20 protein-coding genes and 1 pseudogene are annotated in these 26,502 nt (G+C 71.7%); 13 read left to right on the top strand and 8 right to left on the bottom strand.

The annotated features are described in order from the left end of the window. Position 1: 1 nt before the first annotated feature. A complete protein-coding gene (locus C6376_RS26955) occupies positions 2-448 on the bottom strand; it encodes a hypothetical protein (RefSeq protein ID WP_107445810.1) in 447 nt (148 codons plus the stop codon). Positions 449-587: 139 nt separating this feature from the next. Continuing rightward, entirely contained in the window at positions 588-869 is a 282-nt protein-coding gene (locus C6376_RS26950; RefSeq protein ID WP_107445809.1) for a hypothetical protein, read from the bottom strand. A gap of 133 nt (positions 870-1,002) precedes the next feature. On the opposite strand from C6376_RS26950, the gene C6376_RS26945 reads away from it, so the two are divergent. Together C6376_RS26945 and C6376_RS26940 are read left to right on the top strand one after the other, a co-directional pair. After that, positions 1,003-3,123 carry a DUF4139 domain-containing protein gene (locus tag C6376_RS26945; protein ID WP_107445808.1) on the top strand — a complete coding sequence of 707 codons (2,121 nt, stop codon included), beginning with the start codon at positions 1,003-1,005 and terminating at the stop codon, positions 3,121-3,123. A gap of 7 nt (positions 3,124-3,130) precedes the next feature. Next, entirely contained in the window at positions 3,131-4,708 is a 1,578-nt protein-coding gene (locus C6376_RS26940) for a mucoidy inhibitor MuiA family protein (RefSeq protein ID WP_107445807.1), read from the top strand. A 289-nt stretch (positions 4,709-4,997) separates the two neighbouring features. Here C6376_RS26940 and C6376_RS26935 read toward each other — a convergent pair whose 3' ends face one another. The 6 genes from C6376_RS26935 to C6376_RS26910 all read right to left on the bottom strand — a co-directional run bounded on the left by C6376_RS26935 (position 4,998) and on the right by C6376_RS26910 (position 10,131). Beyond that, entirely contained in the window at positions 4,998-5,549 is a 552-nt protein-coding gene (locus C6376_RS26935) for a hypothetical protein (RefSeq protein ID WP_107445806.1), read from the bottom strand. Positions 5,550-5,812: 263 nt separating this feature from the next. Next, entirely contained in the window at positions 5,813-6,124 is a 312-nt protein-coding gene (locus tag C6376_RS26930) for an L-rhamnose mutarotase (RefSeq protein WP_107445805.1), read from the bottom strand. Then, positions 6,121-7,179, bottom strand: a complete 1,059-nt coding sequence (locus C6376_RS26925) for an aldo/keto reductase (protein ID WP_107445804.1) — start codon at positions 7,177-7,179, stop codon at positions 6,121-6,123. The genes C6376_RS26930 and C6376_RS26925 overlap by 4 nt, the downstream gene beginning before the upstream one ends. Then, positions 7,176-7,934: an SDR family NAD(P)-dependent oxidoreductase gene (locus C6376_RS26920; RefSeq protein WP_107445803.1), complete on the bottom strand. Its 759-nt coding sequence runs from the start codon at positions 7,932-7,934 to the stop codon at positions 7,176-7,178. The genes C6376_RS26925 and C6376_RS26920 overlap by 4 nt, the downstream gene beginning before the upstream one ends. Beyond that, positions 7,931-9,268, bottom strand: a complete 1,338-nt coding sequence (locus tag C6376_RS26915) for an L-fuconate dehydratase (RefSeq protein ID WP_107445802.1) — start codon at positions 9,266-9,268, stop codon at positions 7,931-7,933. The genes C6376_RS26920 and C6376_RS26915 overlap by 4 nt, the downstream gene beginning before the upstream one ends. An 11-nt stretch (positions 9,269-9,279) precedes the next feature. Further along, positions 9,280-10,131 carry a fumarylacetoacetate hydrolase family protein gene (locus tag C6376_RS26910; RefSeq protein WP_107445801.1) on the bottom strand — a complete coding sequence of 284 codons (852 nt, stop codon included), beginning with the start codon at positions 10,129-10,131 and terminating at the stop codon, positions 9,280-9,282. Between the two features lie 868 nt (positions 10,132-10,999). Here C6376_RS26910 and C6376_RS26905 point away from each other — a divergent pair. The 11 genes and pseudogenes from C6376_RS26905 (at position 11,000) to C6376_RS26850 (ending at position 26,495) form a co-directional block, all read left to right on the top strand. Next, entirely contained in the window at positions 11,000-12,049 is a 1,050-nt protein-coding gene (locus C6376_RS26905; protein ID WP_107445800.1) for a sugar ABC transporter substrate-binding protein, read from the top strand. 118 nt (positions 12,050-12,167) lie between these two features. Further along, a complete protein-coding gene (locus tag C6376_RS26900; protein ID WP_107445799.1) occupies positions 12,168-13,769 on the top strand; it encodes a sugar ABC transporter ATP-binding protein in 1,602 nt (533 codons plus the stop codon). A gap of 2 nt (positions 13,770-13,771) precedes the next feature. Beyond that, entirely contained in the window at positions 13,772-14,815 is a 1,044-nt protein-coding gene (locus C6376_RS26895; protein WP_107445798.1) for an ABC transporter permease, read from the top strand. Between the two features lie 87 nt (positions 14,816-14,902). Further along, positions 14,903-15,571: pseudogene (locus C6376_RS26890) on the top strand (FadR/GntR family transcriptional regulator); the annotation flags it as partial. Positions 15,572-16,655: 1,084 nt separating this feature from the next. Then, positions 16,656-17,747, top strand: a complete 1,092-nt coding sequence (locus C6376_RS26880; protein ID WP_216825691.1) for a LacI family DNA-binding transcriptional regulator — start codon at positions 16,656-16,658, stop codon at positions 17,745-17,747. Positions 17,748-18,140: 393 nt separating this feature from the next. Further along, the gene (locus tag C6376_RS26875; RefSeq protein ID WP_107445795.1) at positions 18,141-19,526 is read left to right on the top strand and encodes an ABC transporter substrate-binding protein; all 1,386 of its coding nucleotides are present in this window, start codon (positions 18,141-18,143) and stop codon (positions 19,524-19,526) included. 80 nt (positions 19,527-19,606) lie between these two features. Further along, the gene (locus tag C6376_RS26870) at positions 19,607-20,548 is read left to right on the top strand and encodes a carbohydrate ABC transporter permease (protein ID WP_216825690.1); all 942 of its coding nucleotides are present in this window, start codon (positions 19,607-19,609) and stop codon (positions 20,546-20,548) included. After that, positions 20,545-21,483 carry a carbohydrate ABC transporter permease gene (locus tag C6376_RS26865; RefSeq protein WP_107445793.1) on the top strand — a complete coding sequence of 313 codons (939 nt, stop codon included), beginning with the start codon at positions 20,545-20,547 and terminating at the stop codon, positions 21,481-21,483. The genes C6376_RS26870 and C6376_RS26865 overlap by 4 nt, the downstream gene beginning before the upstream one ends. A 46-nt stretch (positions 21,484-21,529) precedes the next feature. Then, complete coding sequence (locus C6376_RS26860) at positions 21,530-23,689, top strand: beta-galactosidase (protein ID WP_107445792.1); 2,160 nt, start codon at positions 21,530-21,532, stop codon at positions 23,687-23,689. A 37-nt stretch (positions 23,690-23,726) separates the two neighbouring features. Beyond that, positions 23,727-25,532, top strand: a complete 1,806-nt coding sequence (locus C6376_RS26855) for an RICIN domain-containing protein (protein WP_107445791.1) — start codon at positions 23,727-23,729, stop codon at positions 25,530-25,532. A gap of 261 nt (positions 25,533-25,793) precedes the next feature. Then, complete coding sequence (locus tag C6376_RS26850) at positions 25,794-26,495, top strand: hypothetical protein (protein WP_254076062.1); 702 nt, start codon at positions 25,794-25,796, stop codon at positions 26,493-26,495. Positions 26,496-26,502 lie beyond the last annotated feature (7 nt).

Below are 26,502 nucleotides of genomic sequence, written 5' to 3'. Positions count from 1 at the left end.
GTCAGCAGGCGTCGTACTTCCAGGCGTCGCCCTCCAACGTCCACGGCTGCGCCTGCTGGTCGAACTTCGGCAGCCCCGTCACCTTGTAGCCGGCGCGCCCCGTCTTGCCGGACACCTCGGCCCGCACGTCGCTCACCGCATGGTCCTCGCCGTAGGCGGCCGAGGCCTTCTTCACCACCTCGGTGAACGCGCTCCTGGTGATCTTCTGCGCGCAGCGCGCGGACAGCATGCCGTACGCGGTGTCCGCGTCGCCGGCGAAATAGGACGCGGTGTAGACGGCCACGGCCGCCTTGAGGTCGTCGCCCTCGTGCTCCGCGGGAACGCTGATGGTGGGCTCGGCGACGGGCGTACCCGAGTCGCTCGCCGCCGGGGCGTCGTCGGACGAGGAGCAGGCGGTGAGTGCGGCGAGAAGCAGGGCCGCGGTGACGATGGTGGCGCGGATGCGCATGGTGTCCCCCCTGGACGTGAAGCTTGCGCAGGAATGGTGCCATGGCGGACACGGAGGAGGGCCCCGCCAGGAGGATTTCGCGGTGCCCTGTGACCAGGCTGCTGCCCGGATGTGACAGTCGGGCGGACATCGGCGGCCCTCAGGGCGCGGGTGTCCCGCCTCTGCGTGCGAAGAAGCTCTCGATCGCCTCCGTCGGCCGGCAGCAGCGGGCGAGGAGACGGCTGGTGATCACGAAGTAGTGCACGCCGACCAGGCCGCGTTCCTTGTCCAGGATCTGCGGGGCGCCGTCGCGGTGGACGTGACGGAGGTAGCGGCGCCGGATCGGCGCCCCGGCCAGGAGCAGCACCGGCGAGGAGAGCAGAAGGGCGGCCGCGACCAGGGCCCGCACGACGGTGAGCTTCACTCGGTCCTCATGGCGCATGTGCTCAGTGTGCTGACCCGTGCGTCGTCTGTCAGCCTGTTCGGCCCGGCCGCGACGGCGCCGGCTTCGTCCACGGGGCCGGCCGCTGCGGACGTAGGCTTCGTCCAGCACTGACATGACGGGGGCGGGGCACATGACGGCTGAGACAGCACCGAGGTGGGGGTCGGCCCTCGATTCGGTCGTGGTGTACGCCCAGGGCGCCGTCTGCCGCCGCCTGGCCCGCGGCACGGTGCCGCCGGGCGGCCGGGTCCGCGTGAGCGGTCTCCCGCGCGCGCTGGACGCCGGATCCCTGCGCGTCCGTGTCACCGGCGGCGAGGGGGCACGCGTCATCGAGGCACGTGTGGAGGTCGAGGCGGAGCCGCTCGGCGCCACCGTCCCCGACGCGTTGCACAGCGAGGTGGAGGCGCTGCGTGAGGAGTGCGCGGCGGTGCGGGCCCGCCACGACCGGCAGGTGCGACTGATCGACGAGGTCAGGGCTCTGCGGCCGGTGCCGCCCACCCGCAGGCGGGACGACCCGCACCGCCGCACCCCGGTGGACGCGTGGCTGGAACTCGCCGACTTCGTCGACGAACGGCTCACCGCACTGCACTCCCGTCTCGCCGAGCTGGAGCAGGCGCTGGGCCGGGCCGAACACGCCCTCGCGGTCGCCGCCGACCGGCTGGCACGAGCCTCCGCCGACGCACCGGCCGCCCATGTGCGGACCACGCTCTCCGCGCTGGTGACCTTCGACGGCGCCGGGGACGCGGAAGTGGAGCTGGAGTACGCGGTGCCGGGCGCGGTCTGGGCGCCGGCCTACCGGCTCACGCACCGTCAGGGCGAGAGCAGCGGACGTCTGGTGCTGCGCGCCGCCATCGCCCAGCGCACCGGCGAGGACTGGACGGGCGTCCGGCTCGCCCTGGCCACCGCCGACCTCGGGCGCCGTACCGACCTGCCCAGGCTCCGCTCGCTGCGCATCGGACGCCGCCAGCCGGACCCCACGCCGTCCGGCTGGCGCGAACCGCCGGCGGGTCTGGCCGACCTGTTCGCCGGGTACGACGCGGCCGGTCGCCACCCCGCCACGTCCCGCGCCGACAGGATGGGGGGCCGCCCCGTGCCCGTGGCGGCGGGGGCTCCCGCCCCTGCTCCCCTGCCACCGCCGATGCCGATGTCGATGGCACCGCAGGGTTACGACCAGCCGCTCGCCCCGGCGCCGCCGGGTTACGGCGCGCCGCCCCCGGCCCCGATGCCCGGCGGTGGCCACCCGCAGGCTTTCGGCGGCGGAGGGGAAGGTCCCGCACAGCCGGCCCCCTCCCGCCCGGCCGGCGGGAGCCGCTCTCCCGCTGCGCGGGCCGCCATGGCTCCCCCGGCCATGCCCGCGGCCCCCGGTCAGGCCGCGCCGCCTCGGCCTTCCGCACCCGCGGTCCCCGGTCACGTCGGCCCGCCGCGGCCGAGCGGATCCGAACTCGACTACACGGCTCTCGTCCTGTGCGGACCCGACGAACAGCACGCTCGCCGAGGTCGGCTGTTCCCCGACGTTCCCTTCGACCCGACGGCGGCCGAGTACCGTCGCCGCGCGGAGGGCGTGGCCGCGCTGCCGCTGCCCGCACACGCCGTGCGGCCCCGCGAGTCGGCGGGTTCCTTCGACCACCGTTTCGACGCCGTCGCCCGCGCGGACATCCCGTCCGACGGCACCTGGCACACCGTCACCGTCGGTGAGATCTCGGTCGGTCTGCGCACCGAGTACCTCTGTGTGCCGTCCGTGGAGCAGACCGTGTACGCGACGCTCGCACTCTCCAACGCCACCGGCCAGGCTCTGCTGGCGGGCCCCGTGGAGATCACCGCCGGCGACGACTTCCTGCTGACCGCGGCCCTGCCCACCCTCGCGCCGGGCGGTGTGTGCCGGGTGGGGCTGGGGCAGGCCGAGGGCGTCCGGGTGACCCGCCGCACGAATCTGCACGAGTCGACCTCGGGGCTGCGCAACACCACCACCGTGCTCGACCACCGCGTTCACGTGGAGTTGGCCAACCGGCTCGCCGAGCCCGTCACCGTGGAGGTCCGCGAACGGGTTCCGGTCTCCTCCGACCCGGACGTCCGGGTCGAGGAACGAGCCGACTGGAGCGCGCCGCAGACGGACACCGACGCCGAACACCACGCGCCCGGCACCCGCATCTGGCGGGTCGAGCTGCCCGCCGGCACCACCACCGCCCTCGACGGCGGCTACGAGATCCGCATCCCCTCCGCCAAGACCCTGGCCGGCGGCAACCGCAGGAGCTGACGCACCCATGTCCACGGCACCCGAGCCGATTCCCCTGCCCGTCACGGCCGTCACCTGCCTGGAGGACCGCGCCCACGTCGAGCGCAGCGCCGTCCTCGACCTCGAGGCCGGGGTCCAGCGGCTGCGTCTGGGCCCGGTGAGCGCGTTGGCCGTCGACCGCACGCTGCACGCCGAGCTCACCTCCGACGCCCCGGCGACCGTGCTCGACGCGCGGATCGTCCGGGTCTGGAGCCCGCGCGGCCCCCGGCCCACCGACGACGACACCGCGCTGCGGCACCGCGTGCACGCCCTCGAAGAGGAGTTGCTCGTCCTGGGCCGGCAGCGAGACCGGCTGCACACCCGCCTCGACACACTCGGCCGCCTTGCCGCCGACCTGCTGCGCGAGATCGGCGAGGGCGCCGGCCACGGAGAGGTCGAAGGGCCCCGCTGGAACCGCGAACTGGACCGTCTGGACGCCGAGCGGGACTCCTGCGGAGAGCAACTGCGCACCGTGGAGGCCCGGTTCGCCGCTCGTACCGCCGAACTCGCTTCGGCTCGGGGGGCGATGGACCTGGCCGAGGAAGAGCCGGCCGAGCTGACCGGCCACATCGAACTGACCGTGGAGGCCGCTGCCGCGGGGCCGGCCGAGCTGCGGCTGACCCACCTCACCGCCTGTGCGCTGTGGCGGCCCGTCTACCGGGCCGTGCTCGACGGAGACTGCCTCACGCTGGAGACCGACGCGATGGTCTGGCAGCGCACCGGCGAGGACTGGTCCGACGTGACGCTGACCCTGTCCACGGCCCGTTCGGCGCAGGCCGCCGCCCCGCCACGGCTGCGCGAGGACCGGCTCACCCTGCAGGACCGCTCTCCCGCGGAACGCCGCAGCGTGGACGTCGAACTGCGTGAGGAGGAGATCGCCGACCTCGGCCCGACTCCGGTGGCCGGGCTGCCGGGGGTGGACGACGGCGGCGAGACGCGGGTGCTGTACGCGCCCGCACCGGTCCGCGTCCCCGGGGACGGGCGCGCCCATCGCGTGCCGCTCTCCGCGTTCACCGCGATCCCGAGCGTCGAGCACGCCTGCGCGCCCGAGCTGTCCCCGCTGGTCACCCAGGTGGCCCGGTTCGACAACCTGTCCGGCCACGCCCTGCTCGCGGGCCCGGTGGACCTGGTGCGCCGCAGTGGGTACAGCGGCCGCGGCACAATGGACTTCACCGCTCCCGGAGCCCGCGCCGAACTCGCCTTCGGCAGCCTCGACGACCACCGCGTCGTCCGGCACACCGAAGAGGTCCGCGAAACCTCCGCCCTGACTCAGCGGAGCGTGCTGACCCGTACCGTCCGACTCCACCTGTCCCGCTTCTCCGCCCCTGACGCCCACGACGCCCACGACGCCCACGACGAGGAAGTGATCGTCGTGCGCGAACGGATGCCCGTCTCCGAGATCTCCGCGGTGCAGACGCGTCTGCGCGAAGACGCGTGCTCCCCCGCGCCCGACGCCGTCGACGCCGACGGCATCGTCCGGTGGAACCTCGCCCTCGCACCCGGTGGCCACCGCACGGTCACCCTCGTCTACGAGATGACGGCGAGCAGCAAGGTCAGCGGCCTGTAGCGGCCCGGGACCCTGGTGCCAGGCCGTCGGCGAGACCGTGCGGTTCGGCAACGTCCACCGGCTCTGCCGTTGCGGACCTTCTTCGAACTGCTGGAGCCCCCTGTGCCGGCCAAGGGGTTCGACCTCCGTTTCGACCTCCGTCGGGTCATCGCCGAGGTCGACGACGTGGTCCTCGGCGGGCGCACGGTCTGGGATGCCGGGAAGACGGGCCGGGAGATCGACACCGGCTTCTCCTGCACGCCACGGTCCGCGACGGGTCGATCACCCGCTACCACCTCTACGAGGACACCTACGCCGTCGCCCGGGCCTGTGTCGACGAATGATCGTCGGCGGCAGGCCGGCCGCAGAGCGTGGCCTTCGCGGCCTCATCCCACAACTTGAGCCCCACGCGGAGCAGTTCGCGCACGGCTCCGGTCTCCTCGTCCGTCCAGGCGCCGTCGCCGGCGGTCGGCTCGAGGGCTTCGCCCCCGAAGATCTTCTCGTAGGCGGCGTCCTGGAGCGGTCCCCGGGAGGGCAGGGGCGGGAAGACGTCCAGACTATGGGCGAGGTCGTCGAAGAAGTTCCAGGCCTCCAGCAGCAGTCCCGCCGAAACCCGCCCGTGTGCGGGGTGTGCCACCCACCGGCGTACGACGCCGAGGTCGAGCGTGTCCTCGTCCTCCCGGACGAGGTCCCAGCCGTTGCTGTCGCAGTGGTCCCGGAGGGTGTCGAGGTCGTCGAACACCAGGAGCCTTCCCCGGTCGTCGACCGCGAGCGCGTCGGGGTCGTCCCCCTCTCCGGGCAGCCAGATCAGGATCACCTCCCCTCTCCTGGTGGCGATGCGGTACGGATAGCAGTCGGCCATGCGGGATCTCCCGTGGTGCTCCGGTGTCGTGGCACGGCGGCCACGGGGATCATCCTGCCTGCTCATGTCGTCGGACGGTGACCGGATTCACGCAGGCCCGTGCCAGGAGACGGCGGAGGCGTCGGCGTCGTACGGCTTTGCGCGCGGGCTTCTTCAGGAACTCGAAGGTGTCGGCGGTCGAGAGCCACAGCGCGGCGGTCGACCTCGGTGACCGGCCGGCCCAGGCCCTCCTCCGCGACAACCGACACCCCCGTGCGTCGTGGTCACAGCTGCCACACCACCGGCAGCGAGGCGTCCGCGCCGTCCGCGGAGTAGTCGTGGGCGACGTCGAGCAGGCCGGCCATCCGCGCCTGCCACTCGATGTTGACGGGGAGCTTCTCGAGTTCGGCGATCATCGCCGGGTAGTCCGCGACGTCCAGCAGGTGGAACAGGTCGGTGCCGCTGCGCCAGATGGTCCACTCGCTCACGCCCGCGGCGCGGATGGCGGCGGTCAGCTCCTCGGGTACCTCGCGGTGTGCGGCCTCGTACTCCTCGACGCGGTCGGCGCGGACCTTGGTGTGCAGGGCGACCCTCATGACGGCTCCTTCGACGGCGTGGCTCCCCCGACCGGGGCGGAGTGCCCGGCAGGTGCGGTCCGCCCGCTCGGCGCAGCCGAGGGGACGGGGGCGTCCGGGTGGAGCAGGCCCTCGGCGCGCAGCTCGTCCCACAGGGCGTCCGGGATCGGGCGTCGCAGCTGGCGCACGGTGTCGTGCACCTCCTGCGGCGACCGCGCCCCGGTCAGGACGCTCGCGACCGCGGGATGACCGAACGGGAAGCGCAGCGCGGCGGCCCGCAGCGGCACGCCGTGGCGTTCACAGACCTCCAGCAGCCGCAGCGCCCGGTCGAGCACCGGCCGGGGAGCCGGTGCGTAGTCGTAGGTGGCACCGGGCCGGGGCGCGGTGAGCAGACCGGAGTTGAACACCCCGCCGACGACCACGGCACGGCCGCGGGCGGCCGCCTGCGGAAGCAGTTCGGCGAGCCCTTCCTGGTCGAGCAGCGTGTAACGGCCGGCCAGCAGGACCACGTCGATGTCGGTCTCGCGCACGAACCGGGCGGGCAGCGCCGACTGGTTCATCCCCACTCCGATCGCGCCGATCACGCCTTCGGCGCGCAGCCGCTCCAGTGCCGGGTACGCCTCGCGCAGCGCCTGCTCGGGGTGGGCGTCCGGGTCGTGCAGCAGGGCCACGTCGACGCGGTCGACGCCGAGACGTTCGAGGCTCGTCTCCAGGGAACGCAGCACCCCGTCGGCGCTGAAGTCCCAGACCCGGCGGTGGGTGTCCGGGACGGCGAAGCCGTGAGCGAGGTCGTCGCCGGCACCCGAGTGCGGGACGAGCAGCCGGCCCACTTTGGTGGAGAGGGTGTAGGCGTCCCGGGGGCGGTCGCGCAGGGCGGCGCCGAGCCGTCGTTCCGACAGGCCGAGCCCGTAGTGGGGCGCGGTGTCGAACGTGCGGATGCCGACGTCCCAGGCGGCGTCCACCGTGGCCCGGGCGGCGTCGTCGGAGACCGGCCGGTAGAGGTTTCCGAGGGCGGCGCAGCCCAGCGCCAGCTCCGAGACGGCCACCGCACCGGCGCCCAGCCCGGTGACCCTCACGACCGCCCCGCCGGGCGCAGCCGCAGCCCCTGCATGCCGCCGTCCACCGCCAGCGAGGTGCCGGTGACGGAGGCCGCGGCGGGACTCGCCAGGTAGACGATGGCCGCGGCGACCTCGTCCGCTGTGACCAGGCGTCCCATGGGCTGGCGGGCGTTGAGGGCGGCGCGTTCGCTCTCGGGGTCGTCCGCGGCGTCGAGGAGCCGGGAGACCCATGGCGTGTCGGCGGTGCCCGGGTTCACGCAGTTGACGCGGATGCCCTCGCGGACATGGTCGGCGGCCATGGCGAGAGTGAGCGAGAGAACCGCGCCTTTGCTGGCGCAGTACAGGGCGCGCTGCGGAAGGCCCGCGGTGGCGCCGATGGAGCAGGTGTTGACGACCGCCGCGTGAGCGGAGCGACGCAGATGCGGCAGGGCGGCGCGGGTGACGCGCACGATTCCGAGGACGTTGACGTCCAGGACCCGGTGCCAGTCGTCGTCCGGGTTGTCCTCGATGGTGCCCACCGCGCCGATCCCCGCGTTGTTCACCAGGATGTCCAGGCCGCCGAGCCGCTCGGCGGCCTGCTGCACGGCGGTGCGCACCGAGCCGTCGTTCGTGACGTCGGCCCGCAGGCCGATCAGCGGTTCGCCGACGCCGTCCGGGTCGAGATCGAGGACGGCGACCGCCGCACCTCGCGCCGCCAGCGTGCGGGCGGTCGCGAGGCCGATGCCGGACGCGCCTCCGGTGACGACCGCCCTGAGCCCTGCCAGATCGGTCATGCCGTTCCTCCCTGAGCAGCGCGGTCGGCGGTCCAGAAGGCGCCGTCCGGGTAGTGGTACGCGGCGATGGACTCCTCCCGCATGGTGGCGGAGAACCCGGGGGCGAGCGGTGCGCGGTAGTGGCCGTCGCGCATGACCACGGGCGTGGCGAAGTGCTCGTGGAGGTGGTCGACGAACTCGATGACGCGGTTCTCGGTCGTGCCGGACAGCGCCAGGTAGTCGAACATCGACAGGTGCTGCACCAGCTCGCACAGGCCCACCCCGCCGGCGTGCGGACAGACCGGGACCCCGAACTCGGCGGCGAGCAGCAGGATCGCGAGGTTCTCGTTGACGCCGCCGACCCTGGCCGCGTCGATCTGGAGGACGTCGATGGCGCCGGCCTGCAGGAGCTGTTTGAAGATGATGCGGTTCTGCACGTGCTCGCCGGTGGCGACCTTCACGGGTGCGACCGCCCGGCGCACGGCGGCGTGGCCGAGGACGTCGTCCGGGCTGGTGGGCTCCTCGATCCAGTACGGGTCGAACTCGGCGAGCGCGTCGGTCCATTCGATGGCCTCGTCCACGTTCCACCGCTGGTTGGCGTCGATGGCGATGCGGATCCCGTTGCCGACGGCGGCGCGGGCGGTGCGCAGGCGGCGGATGTCGTCGTCCAGGTCCGCGCCGACCTTCAGCTTGATCTGGGTGAAGCCGTCGGCGACGGCCTGCTTGGCCAGCCGGGTGAGCTTGTCGTCGGAGTAGCCGAGCCAGCCCGGGGAGGTGGTGTAGCCCGGGTAGCCGTTCTCGAGGAGGACCGCCTCACGTTCCGCGATGCCGGTGCGGCCCTCGCGCAGCAGTCTGAGGGCGTCCTCGGGGGTGAGGGCGTCCGCGATGTAGCGGAAGTCGACCTGGGAGACCAGCCATTCGGGGTCGGCGTGGGCGAGCAGCTGCCACAGCGGCTTGTCCTGGCGTTTGGCGGCGAGGTCCCACACGGCGTTGAGCACGGCGCCGATCGCCATGTGCATCACGCCCTTCTCCGGACCGAGCCAGCGCAGCTGGCTGTCGCCGATCAGGTCGCGGCTGAGCGAGCCCGGATCGGCGCACAGTTCCTGGACGGACCGCCCGACGACATGAGGTCTCAGCGCTCCGATCGCCGCGACCTGGACATCGTTGCCGCGCCCGATGGTGAAGGTGAAGCCATGGCCTTCGTGTCCGTCACCGGCATCGGTGCGCAGGACGACATAGGCGGCGGAGTAGTCGGGGTCCGGGTTCATCGCGTCGGAGCCGTCGAGTTCCCGCGAGGTGGGGAAGCGGACGTCGTAGGTGTCGACCGCGGTGATCCGGGCGGAGGTTGCAGTCAAGGCGGTGCCTTTCACGCTTGGGCGAAGGTCTGGCGCTGGCAGCCGAGACCGTCGACGGCGAGCTCGACGGTGTCGCCGGGGCGCAGGAAGGGAGTGCCGGGGAGCCCCAGGGCCACACCCGCGGGCGTACCGGTGTTGATCACGTCGCCCGGTTCCAGGACCATGTACCGGCTCAGGTAGGACACGAGGTGGTCGACCGCGAAGATCATGTCGCCGGTGTGGCCCTGCTGCCGTTTCACTCCGTTGACGCTCAGGTGCAGGGCGAGGTTCTGCGGGTCGCCGGCCTCGTCGGCGGTGACCAGCCAGGGGCCGAGCGGGTTGAAGGTCTCGCAGGACTTGCCGAGGTCCCACTGGGAGGAGTACTCGAGCTGGAACTCGCGCTCGGATACGTCGTGGCTGACCGCGTATCCCGCGATCACGGCCCGCGCGGCCCCGGGGCCGTCGAGGTAGCGGGCCCGTCGTCCGATGACGACCGCGAGTTCGACCTCCCAGTCGGTCCTGGTCGAGCCTCGCGGGATCAGCACCTCGTCGTACGGGCCGACGACCGTGCCGGGGTCCTTCATGAAGACCACCGGGCGCGGAGGGATCGCCGCGCCGGTCTCGGCGGCGTGGTCGCGGTAGTTGAGACCGACACAGACGATCTTGCCGGGGCGGGCGACGGGAGCGCCGACGCGCAGGCCGGCCGGGTCGAGCTCGGGCAGTTCTCCCGCCGCGACGGCCGCGCGGGCCCGGTCGACTCCGCCCGAGGCCAGGAAGGCGCCGTCGATGTCCGGCGTCACGGACGACAGGTCGAGCAGCCGGCCGTCGTCGGTGCGGACGGCGGGGCGCTCCTGTCCGGGGGCGCCGACTCGAAGCAGTTTCACCGGGGCAACTCCTCTGCCATGCGGGTTTCGTCTGAGGGCCGGCCGTGGGGCGGGCCGGTGGGGGTCGTCCGGGCCTGGGCCATTCCGCGGTACTCACTCGTCCGTCTCATCCGCGCACACAGTCATCGGATGTATGGCGGCAGAGTGACCATAGATGCGGAATCCGCGCCTGACAATGGATTCCTCGGATGTATTTCCGCACCCTTGTCGACACGGCACCTTTCGGTCCCTCTTTGCCATGGCCATGCCCTGAAGTGAGGGGCGCCACACGCCCCACCCTCCGATGAATCCCGTACCACGCCCGCGACCATCCGGCCCTACGAGGGGCGGGATGAGCCGACATGTCACTGATTGCCACGAAGAAGGCACCGACTCCCAGGTGGCCGGCTCCGCCCCGACCCCGCCCTCCCGGTGCCGCCGTTGCCGAATCGTGAGCCTGCGGCAACCCCTCATCCGACGCCCACGATTCCTTGAAATCCCAGTTCGACAGGGGTGAGGTCCGGCACTTCCGGGCGCCGGAGCGGCGCCTGGGCGGCTCCCCGCACGTTGTGCCGCAAATCGTCGACCGCGAACTCTTGTCAAGCTCGGCAACGCCGTCGTAACGTCCTGGTCGTCCGAGATACATCGGAGGAATGGTCCGCATCGTCCGGTGCGCCGTTCGGGCCGCACCCGTGTGGCCGCCCGTTGCCGTCACCTCGGTCACCGGCTGACCCTCGATTCCCTTCTCCTCGGGCACGATCCGCGCATTCGACAGCAAGATCGGCACCTGCCCGGCCGGCGCGTCCGCCCCTCCCGACAGGCGGGTACGCCCTCCCCTCCCACCGTCGCCCTGCGGCCCTGCGCCCCTGGCTTAGGAGAGAACACGGCCATGAAGCTCGCTCACACCCGCTCCACCGCCGCAGCCGTCACCGCCGTCGTCGCGGTCCTGGCACTCGCCACCGCGTGCAACCGCGAGAGCACGGGCTCGACGGCCTCGGGCGGCGACAAGCCCGCCGTCGGCATCGACCTGCCGCGCTCCGACTCCGACTTCTGGAACTCCTACGCGCAGTACCTCAAGAGCGACATCAAGACGGACGGCGTCAACGCCCTGCCCCTGAGCAACTCACAGAACGACGTCACCAAACTGGTCGCCAACGTCCAGGTGTTCCAGAACACCGGCGCCAAGGCCGTCGTCATGGCCCCCCAGGACACCGGCGCCGTCGCGTCGACCCTCGACACCCTCGCGTCGAAGAAGATCCCCGTGGTCAGTGTGGACACCAGACCCGACAAGGGCGACGTCTACATGGTCGTCCGCGCGGACAACCGCGCGTACGGCACCAAGGCCTGCGAGTTCCTCGGCAAGCAGCTGGGCGGCACGGGCAAGGTCGCCGAACTCCAGGGGGCCCTGGACTCGATCAACGGGCGCGACCGCTCCGAGGCGTTCGCGGACTGCATGAAGACGAAGTTCCCGAAGATCAAGGTGTTCGAGCTGCCCACCGACTGGAAGGGTGACGTGGCCTCCGCCAAGCTGCAGAGCCTGCTCGCCCAGCACCCCGACCTGAACGGCGTGTACATGCAGGCCGGCGGTGTCTTCCTGCAGCCGACCCTGGCCCTGCTGGAGCAGAAGGGCCTGCTCAAGCCCGCCGGCCAGAAGGGCCACATCTCCATCGTCTCCAACGACGGCATCCCGCAGGAGTTCGACGCGATCCGCAAGGGCCAGATCGACGCCACCGTCTCCCAGCCCGCGGACCTCTACGCCAAGTACGCGCTGTACTACGCCGAGGCCGCGGCCGAGGGCAAGACCTTCAAGCCGGGCGCCACCGACCACGACTCCACCATCATCAAGATCCCCAACGGCCTCGAGGACCAGCTGCCGGCGCCGCTGGTCACCAAGGAAAACGTGGACGACAAGACCCTGTGGGGCAACAACGTCGGCTGACGGCCGGCAGTCCCAGCACACCGCGCCGGGGGGGGACGGACCACGCCCGACGTCCGCCCCCCGCCGGCCCGGGTGCGCACCCGCCCCCAGCCCCCGTACACGAAGGACGGTATCCACCATGGCGGACACCGCGACCGCCCCTGCGGCCGGCCCCGGCACCCCGGCCCCGGTGGCCGAGGCGGCCGGCATCAGCAAACGATTCGGCGCGACCGTCGCGCTGCGCGACGCCCGTATCGCCGTCGCCCCGGGCGAGTCGCACGCCCTGGTCGGACGCAACGGCGCCGGCAAGTCGACGCTCGTGTCCGTCCTCACCGGTCTCCAGCAGCCCGACACCGGCAGTCTGCACTTCTCCGGCGAGCCCGCCCCCGCCGTCGGCGACATCGACGCCTGGCGCTCCCGGGTCGCCTGTGTCTACCAGCGTTCCACGATCATCGGTGAGCTGACCGTCGCGGAGAACCTCTTCCTGAACCGGCAGAGCGGTGGCGCGGTCCGGCCCATCCGCTGGAAGCGGCTGCGCCGACGTGCCGAGGAACTGCTCGGCGAGTACGGCGTGGCCGTCGACCCCACCGCGCGGGCCAGGGACCTCACCGTCGAACAGCGACAGTTCGTCGAGATCGCCCGGGCCCTGTCCTTCGGCGCGCGCTTCATCATCCTCGACGAGCCGACGGCCAAGCTCGACGCCCGCGGCATCGAGCGACTGTTCGACAAGCTCCGGGACCTCCGACGCCAGGGCGTCGCGTTCCTCTTCATCTCGCACCACCTGCAAGAGGTGTACGACCTCTGCGCCACGGTCACCGTCTACCGCGACGCGGCCCACATCCTCACCGCGCCCGTCGCGGAGCTCGGGCACCAGGCCCTGGTGGAGGCCATGACCGGCGAGTCGGCCGGTGCGGCGAACGCCGCGGGCCGGCCCCGGGTCGCACGGGCGAACGCCGCGGAAGTGCTGTCGCTCGACGCGCTGACGCTGCCCGGCGCCTGCGAGGACATCTCCCTGACGGTCCGTTCCGGCGAGGTCGTCGGACTCGCCGGGGCGACGGCCAGCGGAAACGTGCAGGTGGGTGAGGCGATCGCCGGACTGCACCGGGCCAGGACGGGCCGGATCTCGGTCCGCGGCAGGGCCGTGCGCACCGGCAGCGTGCCGTCCGCGCTCGCCGCCGGGGTCGGTTTCGTCCCCGAGGACCGCCACCTCCAGGGACTGGTCGGCAACCGCAGCGTGGCGGAGAACGCGACCCTGACCGTCACCGACCAGCTCGGCCCGTTCGGCACGGTGCTCCCCGCCCGGACCAGGGCGTTCGCCCGGAACATGATCCGCGACCTCGACATCAAGACCCCCGGGGCCGCCACCGCGGTCTCCGCCCTCTCCGGCGGCAACCAGCAGAAGGTCGTCGTCGCCCGAGCCCTGGCCACCGTCCCCGACCTGCTGGTGGCCATCCGGCCCACCAACGGCGTGGACGTCAGGTCCAAGGAGTTCCTGCTCGCCAGGATCCGACAGGTCGCGGACGACGACAGGGCCGCGCTGATCGTCTCCGACGAACTGGACGACCTCAAGGCCTGCGACCGGGTCGTCGTCATGTTCCACGGGCGGGTCGTCGCCGAGTTCGACCGCGGCTGGAAGGACGAGGACGTCGTCGCCGCCATCGAGGGCGTCTCCGGCGGCACGGCCCGGCCCATCGCGTCACCCCTGTCCGCCTCATCCGGCGCAGACGAGCACGGAAGGTAGTCATGTCCGCCACCACAGATCTCACCGAGCCCACCGCGAGCAAGGCCGGGCCGGCCGGCGGCGACACCGTCCGCCGCCGGGTCGACATCGGACGCTTCCGTGAGCTGTCCCTGGTCCCGGCCATCCTCGTCCTGGGACTCATCGGGTTCATCGTCTCGCCGGCCTTCCTCACCGCCGACAACCTGATCGGTGTGGCCCAGCAGTCCACCGAGCTGAGTCTGCTGGTGCTCGCCACGACGTTCATCCTGATCGCCGGACGGATGGACCTGTCGCTGGAGTCCACCATCGGCGTGGCCCCCGTCATCGCCGTCTGGCTCGTACTGCCCTCGAGCGGCGGCCGCTTCAACGGGCTCGGCCTCCTTCCCGAGTGGACGGCCGTCCCGCTCTGCCTGCTGGTCGGCGCGCTGATCGGGGCCGTCAACGGCTTCCTCATCCTCAAGCTGCGCCTCAACGGCTTCATCGTCACGCTCGGCGCCCTGACCATGCTCCGCGGTCTGCAGGTCGCCCTCTCCGAGGGCCAGTCCATCGTCGAGTTGCCCTCGTCCTTCACCTACCTGGGCAAGGCGTCCTGGCTGGGCATGCCCGCCGCCATCTGGGTGTGCGCGCTGCTCTTCGCCCTCGGGGGCAGTGCACTGGCCTGGCTCCGGCACGGCCGGGCGCTCTACGCGATCGGCGGCAACGCGGAGGCGGCCCGTACCGCGGGCATCCGCGTCGACCGCATCGTGTGGATCGTCCTCATCCTCGGCAGCGTCCTCGCCGCGTTCGCCGGCATCCTCTACAGCGGCCACTACGGCTCCATCTCCGCCACCCAGGGCAGCGGCTGGATCTTCCAGGTCTTCGCCGCGACCGTCATCGGCGGGGTCAGCCTCAACGGCGGCAAGGGCTCCGTGTTCGGCGCCCTCACCGGCGTCCTCACCCTGCAGTTGGTCGTGAACGTCATGACGCTGGCGGGCGTGCCTCCGCTGTGGAACCAGTTCCTCAACGGCGCCATCATCATCGTCGCCCTGATCATCTCCCGCTTCGCCTCCGGCGAGAAGCAGGAGTAACCGCCTCCCACCTGCGGCTCGGCCGGCGCCGTCCCAGGCCCGGCAGAGTCGCCGCACCACACACCCCCAGCACGGAGAGGCACGTTCGTGGCCCTGACGGACGACGCGATCGACAAGATCAAGGCGATGATCGTCGCCGGTGAGCTCGCGCCCGGTTCCCGGCTGCCCAAGGAGGAGATCCTCGCCGAACAGCTGGGGCTGTCCCGGAGTTCGCTGCGCGAGGCCGTCCGTGCGCTGGCCGCCATGCGCATCCTGATCACCCGCCAGGGCGACGGCACCTACGTCTCCAGCCTGGAGCCCCACCTGCTGCTGGAGACGCTCTCCTTCGCCGCCGACGTCTCCCAGGGCCGCGCGGCTCTGCAGCTGCTCCAGGTGCGGCGGCTGCTCGAACCGCAGGCGACGGGGCTGGCCGCCGCCCTGCTGACGTCGGAGGACCTCCGGGAACTGCGCGACATCCTCGACCGGTCCCGGACCGTCGCCACCGTGGAGGAGTTCGTCGCCCACGACACGGCCTTCCATCTCAAGATCGTCGAAGTCGTCGGCAACCCCGTGCTGTCGATGCTGCTGCAGGTCGTCTCCACCCGGACACAGCGCGTCCGCATCGTCCGCGGCAGCCGGACCCGTCATGCCCTGGACCACGCCCATCGGGACCACGAGCAGATCCTCGCCGCGCTCACGTCACGCGATGCCCTGCTCGCCGCCTCCGCCGCGACCGTCCACATCACCGCCGTCGAACAGTGGCTGGCCGCCAGCCTGACCGACGCCTCGGACGAACCGGCGGCGCCCGGCACCTCCGGCCCTTTCTCCGTCCCCGGGGGCGTCCGCTCCGCCTCTCCTGAGGCCCCTGCCCAGCCCGGCCCGGGCGGCGCCTTCGGTACGGCGGCACCGGCGGCCCGACCGGTCTCCGGCCGGCACCAGGGCGCGGGAGCCACGCCGACCCTCTGAGAGCCGCCCGGGCGACGCCATGTCCACGCGCGCGGCGCTCGCACGGGGGATCGGTGACGTCGCAGGACCATCAGGCGGGCAGGCCCCTCCCCCCGCGGGCGCGCCGCTACTTCGCGGACCCCCTGGCCGCTACTTCGCGGACTCCCTCGATTGCGCCCTCCTTCTTCCCCGCCCCTCGGTCTTCACGGCCGCCCTGCGGGTCCTCTCCGGCGGCCCGGCATGATCGACCCCGCCCTGCGCCCCCGCTTCTCGGCGGTCGGCGTCCCGGCCCTCGTCCTGTGGGGCGAGAGCGACCGCGTCGCGACGCCGGCCCACGGCGTGGCGTAGGCCGCGTCGTTCGCGAACGCCCGCTTCGAACCGGTCGCCGAGGCGGGCCGTCCGCCCCACCTCGAACAGCCCGCACGCACCTTCGTCGTCCTCGACGCCTCCGCCGCACGGACCGGCCGCCGCTGACGTACGTCCGCCGGGCCCTGCCGCAGGACGCGGCGCCCCGTGTCGCAGGAGCGTCCGGCGGGCCACGACGCGGGGACGAGGCAGGCAGGCGGGCGGGCGGCATGGACTCGGCGCGCCGGGCGCGGGACGCGACGCCGCATTCCGGCCACCCGGTTCGCGAATATGTCTACGCAGTCAGACGAGGGACGTCAAGCCGCGCGACCGATGCCACGCCCGCTTTTCCCGCAGGACGCCCGGCGAACCCGCCCCTCGGGTTTCGAGGGTGTCACGAATGTATTCCGGACACTTGACGGCTTCCGTCTGACTGCGTAGACATGGCAGCGCAGTCAGACGGAATCGGCCGGGCAGAGCCCCACCGGTGCCGCTGGAACCATCACGACGTCCGGGAGACACCATGACGCGAGGGGCAAGGCGGGGCGGAAGTTCCGGCGCACCGCGCAGTGTGGACGTGGCCCGGGTCGCGGGCGTCTCCCAGAAGACGGTGTCCCGGGTCTTCAACGACGAGCCGTACGTCTCCGCCGATGTGCGCCGACGCGTCCTCGAGGCCGCCGACGAACTCGGCTACCGACTGAACAACGCCGCCCGGGCGCTCGCCTCCGGACGGACGCGGTCGATCGGGGTCGTGACACTGGGAACCGCCCTGTACGGACCCGCCTCGCTGATCATGGGCGTGGAGCGCGCCGTACGGGACACGGGCTACGCCCTGCGTGTGGTCAACACCGTGGAGGGCGACCCCGCCGGCGTCGCCCCCGCCGTCGATTCACTCCTCGACCAGGGTGTGGACGGCATCGTCATCTCCGAGCCGATCGACGACGGGCGGGACGGAGATCTCTCGGCCCGCCTCGACGTGGACGTACCCGTCCTCGTCCTCGGCGCGCCGCCGTTCTCGGCGCCGAGGTCGCTGGTGGCCGGTGTCGGCGCCGACGTCATGGCGCGGACGGCCACCGAATTCCTGCTGGACCTGGGACATCTGACGGTCCATCACTTGGCTGGACCGCAGCGGTGGTTCGCGGCCCGCGACCGTGCCGAGGGCTGGCGCTCCGCGCTGGTCGGGAACGGCAGGGCGGTACCGCCGGTCATCGAAGGCGACTGGTCGGCGGCCTCCGGTTACGCGGCCGGCCGCCGGCTGGCTGCCGACGCCGGCGTCACCGCGGTGTTCACCGCCAACGACGACATGGCCATCGGCCTCATCCGGGCCCTGACCGAAGCCGGCCGACGCGTACCGAAGGACGTCAGCGTGGTCGGCTTCGACGACATCCCCGTCGCGGCCTACGTGACTCCTCCGCTCACCACGATCCGGCAGCCTTTCGACGTCGTGGCGCAGGAGGGGATCAAACGCCTCGTGCACATCATCGAGAACCCTCAGGCGGATCCCTTGCCGGCGAGCGAGCCGCCGGTCGACCTCGTCCTCCGTGCCTCCACCGCGCCGCCTCCCACCCGGCCACCCCGGGATCACGGTCACCGCGTCGCCCACCGTCCGAGCACGGGCGGGCCCGCCCCGCCCGCGAAGGCGACCGTCCCAGCCCAGGACTGACCGGGGCACGCAGCCCGGGCAACAGCCCCACCGCCGGGCGCACGAACGCGGGGCCCGGCCCGCGCGCCGGTCACGGCGCCTGCCGTCCCCGGCCCGACGCCCCCGTAGCCCGCGGAAACCCCGCGGCAGCAAGGGCGCCTGTGCCTTCCTCACCCGCGGCCGCCGAACTCCAGGCACGCCGCAGCACCTCTCCGTCCCTCCTCTCCCTCCCCCGGCCACCGGATTTCCGCCGCAGCGGCGGCAAGCCCGCCGGGTGAGGCCACCAGGACGTACCCCGGCCCGTCGCACCCGTGTCCCGGCCGCCACGTCCGATCCCTGTCTCTCCCTCGTCACCCCTTGTTCCGCATGCCCTTGTCCGGCGTGCCCTTCCTCAGCCATCGGCGGGAGTTCACCATGTACAGACTCCGCTCCACCCCCAGCCCGTCCCAGATGAGCCGCCGGCTCTTCCTCACCGCCGCGGGAGCGGTGTCACTGGGCGCCGCCCTCACCGCCTGCGGCGACAGCGGCGGCGGTTCCTCGGCCTCCGCGAAGCCGATCAGCCAGGCCGACATCGACAAGGCGATGAAGACGCCGACCGAGCTGACGTTCTGGACGTGGGTCCCGGACATCGCCAAGGAGGTCGCCCTCTTCGAGAAGAAGTACCCGGCGATCAAGGTCAAGGTCGTCAACGCCGGTCAGGGCACCCCGCAGTACACCAAGCTGCGCACCGCGCTGAAGGCCGGCAGCGGCGCCCCCGACATGGTCCAGATCGAGTACCAGGCGATCCCGACGTTCACGATCACCAACAGCCTGCTGGACCTGCGGCCCTACGGCGCCGCCGCGCTCAAGAACACGTTCGTCGACTGGACCTGGGGGCAGGTCAGCGGAACGAACGGCGAGGTGTGGGCGATCCCGCAGGACACCGGCCCGATGGGCATGCTCTACCGGCAGGACATCTTCGACAAGCACGGCATCGAAGTCCCCACCACCTGGGACGAGTTCGCCGCGGCGGCCCGCAAGCTCCACAAGGCCGACCCGGACGTCTACCTCACCAACCTCGCCGCCAGCCAGGTCGCCGCCTGGCACGGTCTGCTGTGGCAGGCGGGCGCCAAGCCGTACGTGACCTCCGGCAAGAGCGACATCACCATCAGCGTCGACGACGCCGTCTCGCAGAAGCTCGCCACGTACTGGGGCGGCCTGGCGAAGGAAGGGGTCATCGGCGTCGAACCCGACTTCACCGACTCCTGGTACTCCGCGCTCAACAAGGGCAAGTACGCCACCTGGATCACCGCGGCCTGGGGCCCCGTGTTCCTCTCCGGCTCCGCCAAGGCCACCGCGGGCAAGTGGCGAGCGGCCCCGCTCCCGCAGTGGGACGCCTCGAAGCCGAGCTCGGGCAACTGGGGCGGCTCGACCACCGCGGTCATCCGGTCCACCAAGAACCCCATCGCGGCCGCGCAGTTCGCACAGTTCCTCAACAGCGACCCGGCCAGCGCGAAGATGTTCGCCACCGAGCAGTTCTTCTTCCCCGCCACCAAGGCCCTGCTCACCGACGCCTCGTTCGTGGGCGACGCGCCGGCCTTCTACGGCGGCCAGAAGGTCAACAAGGTCTTCGCCGACATCAGCTCCACGGTCAGCTCCTCCTTCCAGTGGCCGCCGTTCCTCGACCAGGCGGCCACCGACTGGACCGAGACCGTCGGCAAGTCACTGGCCGACGGCTCCGACACCGCCCGCGCGCTCGGGACCTGGCAGTCGAGGCTCACGACGTACGCCAAGAAGCAGGGCTTCACCGTCAACTCCTGACGGCCCGTCGGGTCCCGCGCCACGGCGCGGGACCCGCCCCCGCTCCCCCACCAGCCACCCCTCCCCAGAAAGGGCCGATGATGACCGCCACAACCGCGGCCTCTCCCAAGGGCCGGCGCCGAGACGGGCCGACACGGCCCGGTCGCGGCGGCGCGAGCCGGCGACGGTCGGCAGGACCCCTGTTCGTCGCACCGTTCATGGTGCTCTTCCTCCTGCTCTTCCTCGCGCCGCTCGGCTACGCCGCCTACCTCAGCCTCTTCCAGGAGCGTCTGATCGGCGGCACGGCGTTCGTCGGCCTCGACAACTACACACAGGCCCTCACCGATCCGCAGTTCCTCCACGGCGTCGGCCGCGTGGCACTGTTCTTCGTGATCCAGGTGCCTCTCATGCTGCTGCTGGCGCTGCTGTTCGCGCTCGCCCTCGACAGCGGCCTTCTGCGCCTCGCCCGGGTGATCCGGCTGGGCATCTTCGTGCCGTACGCCGTGCCGAGCGTGGTGGCCTCGCTCATGTGGGGCTATCTGTACGGCCCGGACTTCGGCCCGTTCGCCCAGATCGCCCGGAAGGTGAGTCTGCCCGTCCCCGACTTCCTCAGCGACGGCTGGATGCTCGGCAGCCTGGCCAACATCGTGACCTGGGAGTTCGTCGGCTACAACATGATCATCCTGTACGCCGCGCTGCGCACGATCCCCACCGAGCTGTACGAGGCAGCGTCCATGGACGGCGCCGGCGCCTGGCGCATCGCCTGGTCGATCAAGATTCCCGCCCTGCGCCCGGCGCTCCTGCTCACCCTGCTGTTCTCCGTGATCGGCAGCTTCCAGCTGTTCAACGAGCCCAAGCTGCTCATGAACATCGCCCCGGACGTCATCACCAGTTCCTACACCGCCAACCTCTACGCGTACACGCTCGCCTTCACCGGCCAACAGGTCAACTACGCGGCCACGGTCTCCTTCCTCCTCGGCCTCGTCATCGTGATCGCCTCCTACGCCGTCCTGCTCACCGCGAACCGCAGGAGGACTCCGTGACCTCCCTCACCCCCGAAGCCACCGTCGCACCGGCCGCCGGGCCCACCGCCGGCACGAGCGGCCGCAAGCAGCGCCGGCCGTCGGCCCGCCGCCGCAGTACCCCGCTGACCATCGCGATGCTGGCCGCCCTCGCCTATTTCCTCCTTCCGCTGCTCTGGCTCCTGATCGCCTCGACCAAGAGCACGCAGGACCTGTTCAACAGCTTCGGCCTGTGGTTCTCGCACGCCCCGCAACTGCTGACCAACATCCAGGACACCTTCACCCAGGACGACGGCGTCTTCGTCCGCTGGCTGCTCAACACGGTCGTGTACGCGGGCGTCAGCGCCGTCGGCGCCGCACTCCTCGCCGCCGCCGGCGGTTACGGCTTCTCCAAGTTCCGCTTCCGCGGCGACCGCACCGCCTTCAACCTGGTTCTCGGGGCCGTCATGGTGCCGACCACCGCCCTGGCCATCCCGACCTACCTGCTCTTCGCGAAGGCGGGCCTGGTCAACACCCCGTGGGCGATCATCCTGCCCTCCCTCGTCAACCCGTTCGGCCTCTACCTGATGCGCGTCTACGCCGAGGACGCCGTCCCGGACAGCCTCCTGGAGGCCGCCCGCATCGATGGTGCCGGCGAGGCCCGGATCTTCTTCGGCATCGTCCTGCGGCTGCTGAGCCCCGGCCTGGTGACCGTCCTGCTGTTCACGCTGGTCGCGACCTGGAACAACTACTTCCTGCCGCTGATCATGCTGAACGACCCGGATCTGTACCCGGTCACCGTAGGCCTCTCCTCGTGGGCCGCCCAGGCCCAGAACGGCGGAGCGGGCGCCAGCAGCGACATGTTCGCGCTGGTCGTGACCGGTTCCCTCATCTCGATCGTCCCGCTCGTCGTGGCGTTCCTGATGCTGCAGCGGTACTGGCAGAGCGGACTGGCCTCCGGCGGCGTCAAGCAGTAACGCGCACCACCCGTACCTCTCCCCGTCTTCTCGGAGGTTTCCCCTCATGGCGGCTCTGCCTGCCCGTGTCCTCTTCGGCGCCGCGTACTACCACGAGTACACGCCCGCCTACGACCCTGAACTTCGGCCCGACGAACGGCTGAAGACCGACCTCGACCTGATGGTCGAGGCGAACTTCACCGTGATCCGGGTCGGCGAGTCGGTCTGGTCGACCTGGGAACCGGAGAACGGACGCTTCGACCTCGACTGGCTCCAGCCGGTCCTCGACGGCGCCCACGAACGCGGCATCTCCGTCGTCCTCGGCACGCCGACCTACGCCGCGCCGATGTGGCTGGCCCGCCAGTACCCGGAGATCGCCGGCGAGCGGCGCACCGGCGAGCGCATCGGGTTCGGCGCCCGCCAGGAGGTCGACTTCACCCACCCGGCGTTCCGCTTCCACGCCGAACGGGTCATCCGGAAGATCGCCGCCCGGTACGCCGACCACCCCGCGGTCATCGGCTGGCAGGTGGACAACGAGCCGGGGCTGCACCTCCTCCACAACCACGGCGTCTTCCAGCGCTTCGTCGACCACCTGCGCACCACGTACGGCGACGTGGAGACCCTCAACCGCGAGTGGGGCCTGGTCTACTGGTCGCACCGCCTCTCCACCTGGGCGGACCTGTGGACGCCCGACGGCAACGAGCAGCCCCAGTACGACGTCGCCTGGCGCGCGTTCCAGGCCCGCCAGGTCACCGAGTTCATCGGCTGGCAGGCCGACCTCGTCCGGGAGTACGCCCGGCCCGGGCAGTTCGTCACCACCTGCATCTCCTACACCCGTCAGGGGGTGGAGGACGACGAGATGAGCGACCGCCTCGACATCGCCTCCGGCAACCCGTACTACGACATGCAGGACGGCCTGCTGCTCCCCGATCCCACACCGGACACGCACGAGCAGGTCTGGAAGACCACCGGTGTGTGGGCGATGTACCAGACCGCCGACTGGATGTTCTCCTCCCGCCAGGCGCCGTTCCTGGTCACCGAGACCAACGCGAACTCCATCGGCTTCCCCTGGGACAACCGTCCCGGCTACGACGGTCAGTGGCGCCAGACCGCATGGGCGCACGTCGCCCGCGGCGCCCGGATGATCGAGTACTGGCAGTGGCAGACCCTGCGCTTCGGCGCGGAGACCTACTGGGGCGGCGTCCTCCCGCACAACGGACAACCGGGCCGTACGTATGCCGAAGTGGCCCGCCTGGGAGCCGAGTTCGACAAGGCCGGGCCGCTCGTCGCCGGCCTGGAGCCGGACAGCGACATCGCCATGGTCTACTCGATGCCGAGCAAGTGGCTGATGCAGAAGTACCCGCCGCTGTCGAAGTCGGACGGCACGCCGGACCCCGCCGCCTACCACCGTGTCTTCGACCCCTTCTACCGCGGCGTCTTCGAGGCGGGCCGTCAGGTGCGGATCGTCCACGCCCGGCAGCTGCACGACCCCAGCGGACAGCGGGAGGGAATGACCCCCGAGGACGCCGTGCGGCGCCATCCGGTGCTCGTCGCGCCCGCCCTGTACGTCGTCGACGACGCGACGATCGACTGGCTCGCGGCCTACGCCCACGCGGGCGGTCACCTCGTGCTCGGCCCGCGCACCGGCTATGCCGACCACGAGGCGCGTGCCCGCCTCGAAGCGGCCCCCGGACGCCTCACGGAGGCGGCGGGCGTCCGCTACGACGAGTTCAGCAACCTCCTGCACGACGTGCCGGTCCGCGGCGTACCCGGCGGCACGCTCGACGTGCCCGGCGACGCGACGGCGATCCACTGGGCGGAGAGTCTCACCGTCACCGACGCCGAGGTCCTGGCCTCGTACGAGCACCCGCACTTCGGACGCTGGCCGGCCGTCACCACCCGTCGGCACGGTGCGGGCCGGGTGACCTGCGTGGGCACGGTTCCCGGCCGCGGTCTCGCCCGTAGCCTGGCCGCCTGGCTGGCTCCGGCCCCGCGCAGCGGGTGGCAGGGGCTCCCCGTCTCCGTGACCGCGACGACCGGCGCCTCTCCCGACGGACGCCGCGTGCACATCGTGCACAACTGGAGCTGGGAACCCACGAGCGTCGACGTCCCGGGCGACCTGACCGACGTCCTCGACGACCGGCCCGTACCGGCCGGCGCCGCGCTGCGCCTGGGCCCGTGGGACGTGCGCGTGCTCGTCTGTGACACCGGCGCGGACGGCAACTGAACCGGCATCCCTTCCTGACCACCCAGAAGAAGGAACCATGCAGAGAACAAGCCTGGGAAAAGCACTGGGAACCTTCGCCGCCGCGTGCGCGCTGCTGGCCGTGCCCGCGTTCGCCGCGCAGGCGTACAACCCGACGGGCGGCACCCTCTACCAGCTCGGGAACGAGCCGTGCCTCAAGGGCCGTGGCAACTGCGCGGTCTACCCGAAGTCGGCGCAGCTGGCGAACGGACGTCTCGTCGCGTCCTTCGAGAAGTCCACCGTGGTGTCGGCGACGGGCAGCGCGGACGGGCAGACCCTCCCGGTCTACAAGAGTGACGACGACGGCACCTCGTGGCAGCCGCTGTCCGAGGTCAGGGCTCCGGCGTACCTCTCCAAGGACCCCCGCTACGCGAAGTACACGAGCAACTGGACCAACCCCTACCTCTACGTGCTCCCGCAGAAGGTCGGCGCCCTCAAGAAGGGCACGCTGCTGCTCGCCAGTGTCGTGTCGGGGGACGACTACTACTACAAGGAGCACAAGGCGGCCGACCCCGGCTGGACGCCGGACAACGACGGGGACCGCAAGGACCTGGCCATAGCCCTGTACTCCAGCACCGACGACGGCAGGACCTGGAAGGTCGTCAACGTCATCGCAACCGGCGGCTGGCAGGGCGGCAGCGCCGGCGCGGTCGGCCACAACGTCGCGGACGCCAACACGAAGAAGCAGGTCGATCCCCTCTGGGAGCCGTACCTGATGGTCTACCAGGGCAAACTCGTCTGCTACTACTCGGACGAGAACGACTACACGGGCTTCGACCCGGTGACCGGCGTCCCCACCCCCGACCCCGCCGACGACACCGCCGCGGACTCGCACGGCCAGATCCTCGTCCACCGGACCTGGAACGGGAGCAGCGGCGCCTGGAGCGCTCCCGTCGTCGACATCGCGGGCTCGGACCAGGACATGGGCGGCGGGAAGAAGGAGATCGGCGGCGGCCGACCGGGCATGACGAACGTCGTGCGCACGGCGGACGGACGGTGGCTGCTCACCTTCGAGTACTGGGGCGGCGGAGCCAACACGCGGTACGTCGTCGCGGACGACCCGCTGAAGTTCTTCCGCGGCTCCCCCACCGGCATGGCCGTCACCTCGCTGCCGGTCGTCGCCGGCTCCCGGCCTCTCGCGACCGGCGGCAGCCCGGTCGTCATCCGGCTTCCCGACGGACGTCTGGTCTACAACGCGGCGGGCAGCGGCGACGTGTGGGTCAACGACAGCGGGCGCAGCGACGGCGTGTGGACGGAGTACCAGACCACCTCGCCGGCCGGCTACAGCCGCAACCTGCAGTACGTCGACGGGACCGGCCGCGTCGCGATACTCAACAACCAGGGCACCTCGACGATCGCGCACGCCGAGGTCGACCTCGGCGGCTCGGCGGGCGCCTACTACCGGTTGGTCAACCGCCGGACCGGCCAGGTGATCGGCACCGGCAACAAGACCAACGACGCGAACCTCGGCAACGGGGACGTGCCCGACGTCGTCCTCGAGGACTTCGGCGCGGCGGCGATCACGGACACCCAGTACTGGCACGTGGTGACCGAACCCAAGGGCGGTGTCACCCTGCTCAACAGGTCGGGCGGCAGGGCGGCAGCCGTCTGGACGGGCAACGCGACGGCCGGTCAGAAGATCGGGCAGTGGGTGGACAACAGCGCCACCGGCGCATGGACCCTCGTCAGGACGAGCGACGGACACTACCGACTGCGGTCGGCGCAGAACCCGGGCCTCTATCTGACAGGAGCCTCCGCCGGATCCCCGCTGACCTTGCAGAACGCGACCACGGACGGCTCACAGGACTGGACGTTCAGCCGGTAGTTCGTCCCGTCCGCAGAACCTGACAGCAAGCGCGGTCGGGGCTCCGGCACCGTTCCGGAGCCCCGGCCGTCGCGCGACAGCCCCCTGGCGGTGGTCGTCCGGCGGGGTCACGCCGGTGCCGCGATGCCCCGGGCGTGGGCCGTTGCCGGCGGGAACCGTCAGGACGCGGTGCGGCCACCGGTGCCGGCGTATGTCGCGGGGGCGCAGCCGTTCGGGTCAGGACCTGCCGTAGCCGGCCGTGTTGTCGGCCCCGCACTCGCGGTGGGCGTCACCGCCGCGCTGCTGACATCATTCTCGACCCCGGCCTCGGCCACGACCCAGGCGACGTACTACGTCGCCCTCAACGGTGACGACGCCCATGCCGGGACGATCGCGGCGCCGTTCAGGACCCTGCAGCACGCCCGGGACGTCGTGCGCACGGTCGACAGCGACATGACCGGGGCCATCAACGTCAATCTCCGGGGCGGGACCTACCCGGTGAGCAGCACCATCAACTTCACCTCGGTCGACTCCGGCACGAACGGGCACAGCGTCGTGGACGCCGCCTACCCGGACGAGAAGCCGATCCTGGACGGAGGCGTTCAGGTGACCGGCTGGGCACAGCACAGCGGGAACATCTGGAAGGCCACCCTCAACCGCGACAACAAGCTCCGCGCCCTCTACGTCAACGGCAAGCGCGCCCAAATGGCCTCGAAGACGATCAACTCGGCGGGCTGTTACGGGACTTACACCGTCACGCAGAACCAGGCTCCCTGGGCCCAGGAGTCGGGCAACGAGCGCGACGGGGCCAAGTACGGCCTCTCCGACCTGCCCGCCGTCGTGTCCGACCAGGACGACGTCGAGATTGATCCGGCTCCGGTCGACCGCCCGGAGGCGGACGGCGGAACGAGACAGGGAAGCTGCGGGACGGGACCGCCGGCGCCGACCGGCACGGCACCGTCCCGCAGACGTGTCGCTCCCTGATCCACCG

Origin of the sequence: Streptomyces sp. P3 (assembly GCF_003032475.1) — a bacterium.
Classification (GTDB): Bacteria; Actinomycetota; Actinomycetes; order Streptomycetales; family Streptomycetaceae; genus Streptomyces.
The sequence above is the reverse complement of the archived record's forward strand: the minus strand, read 5'-3'. Positions and strand labels throughout refer to the sequence as shown.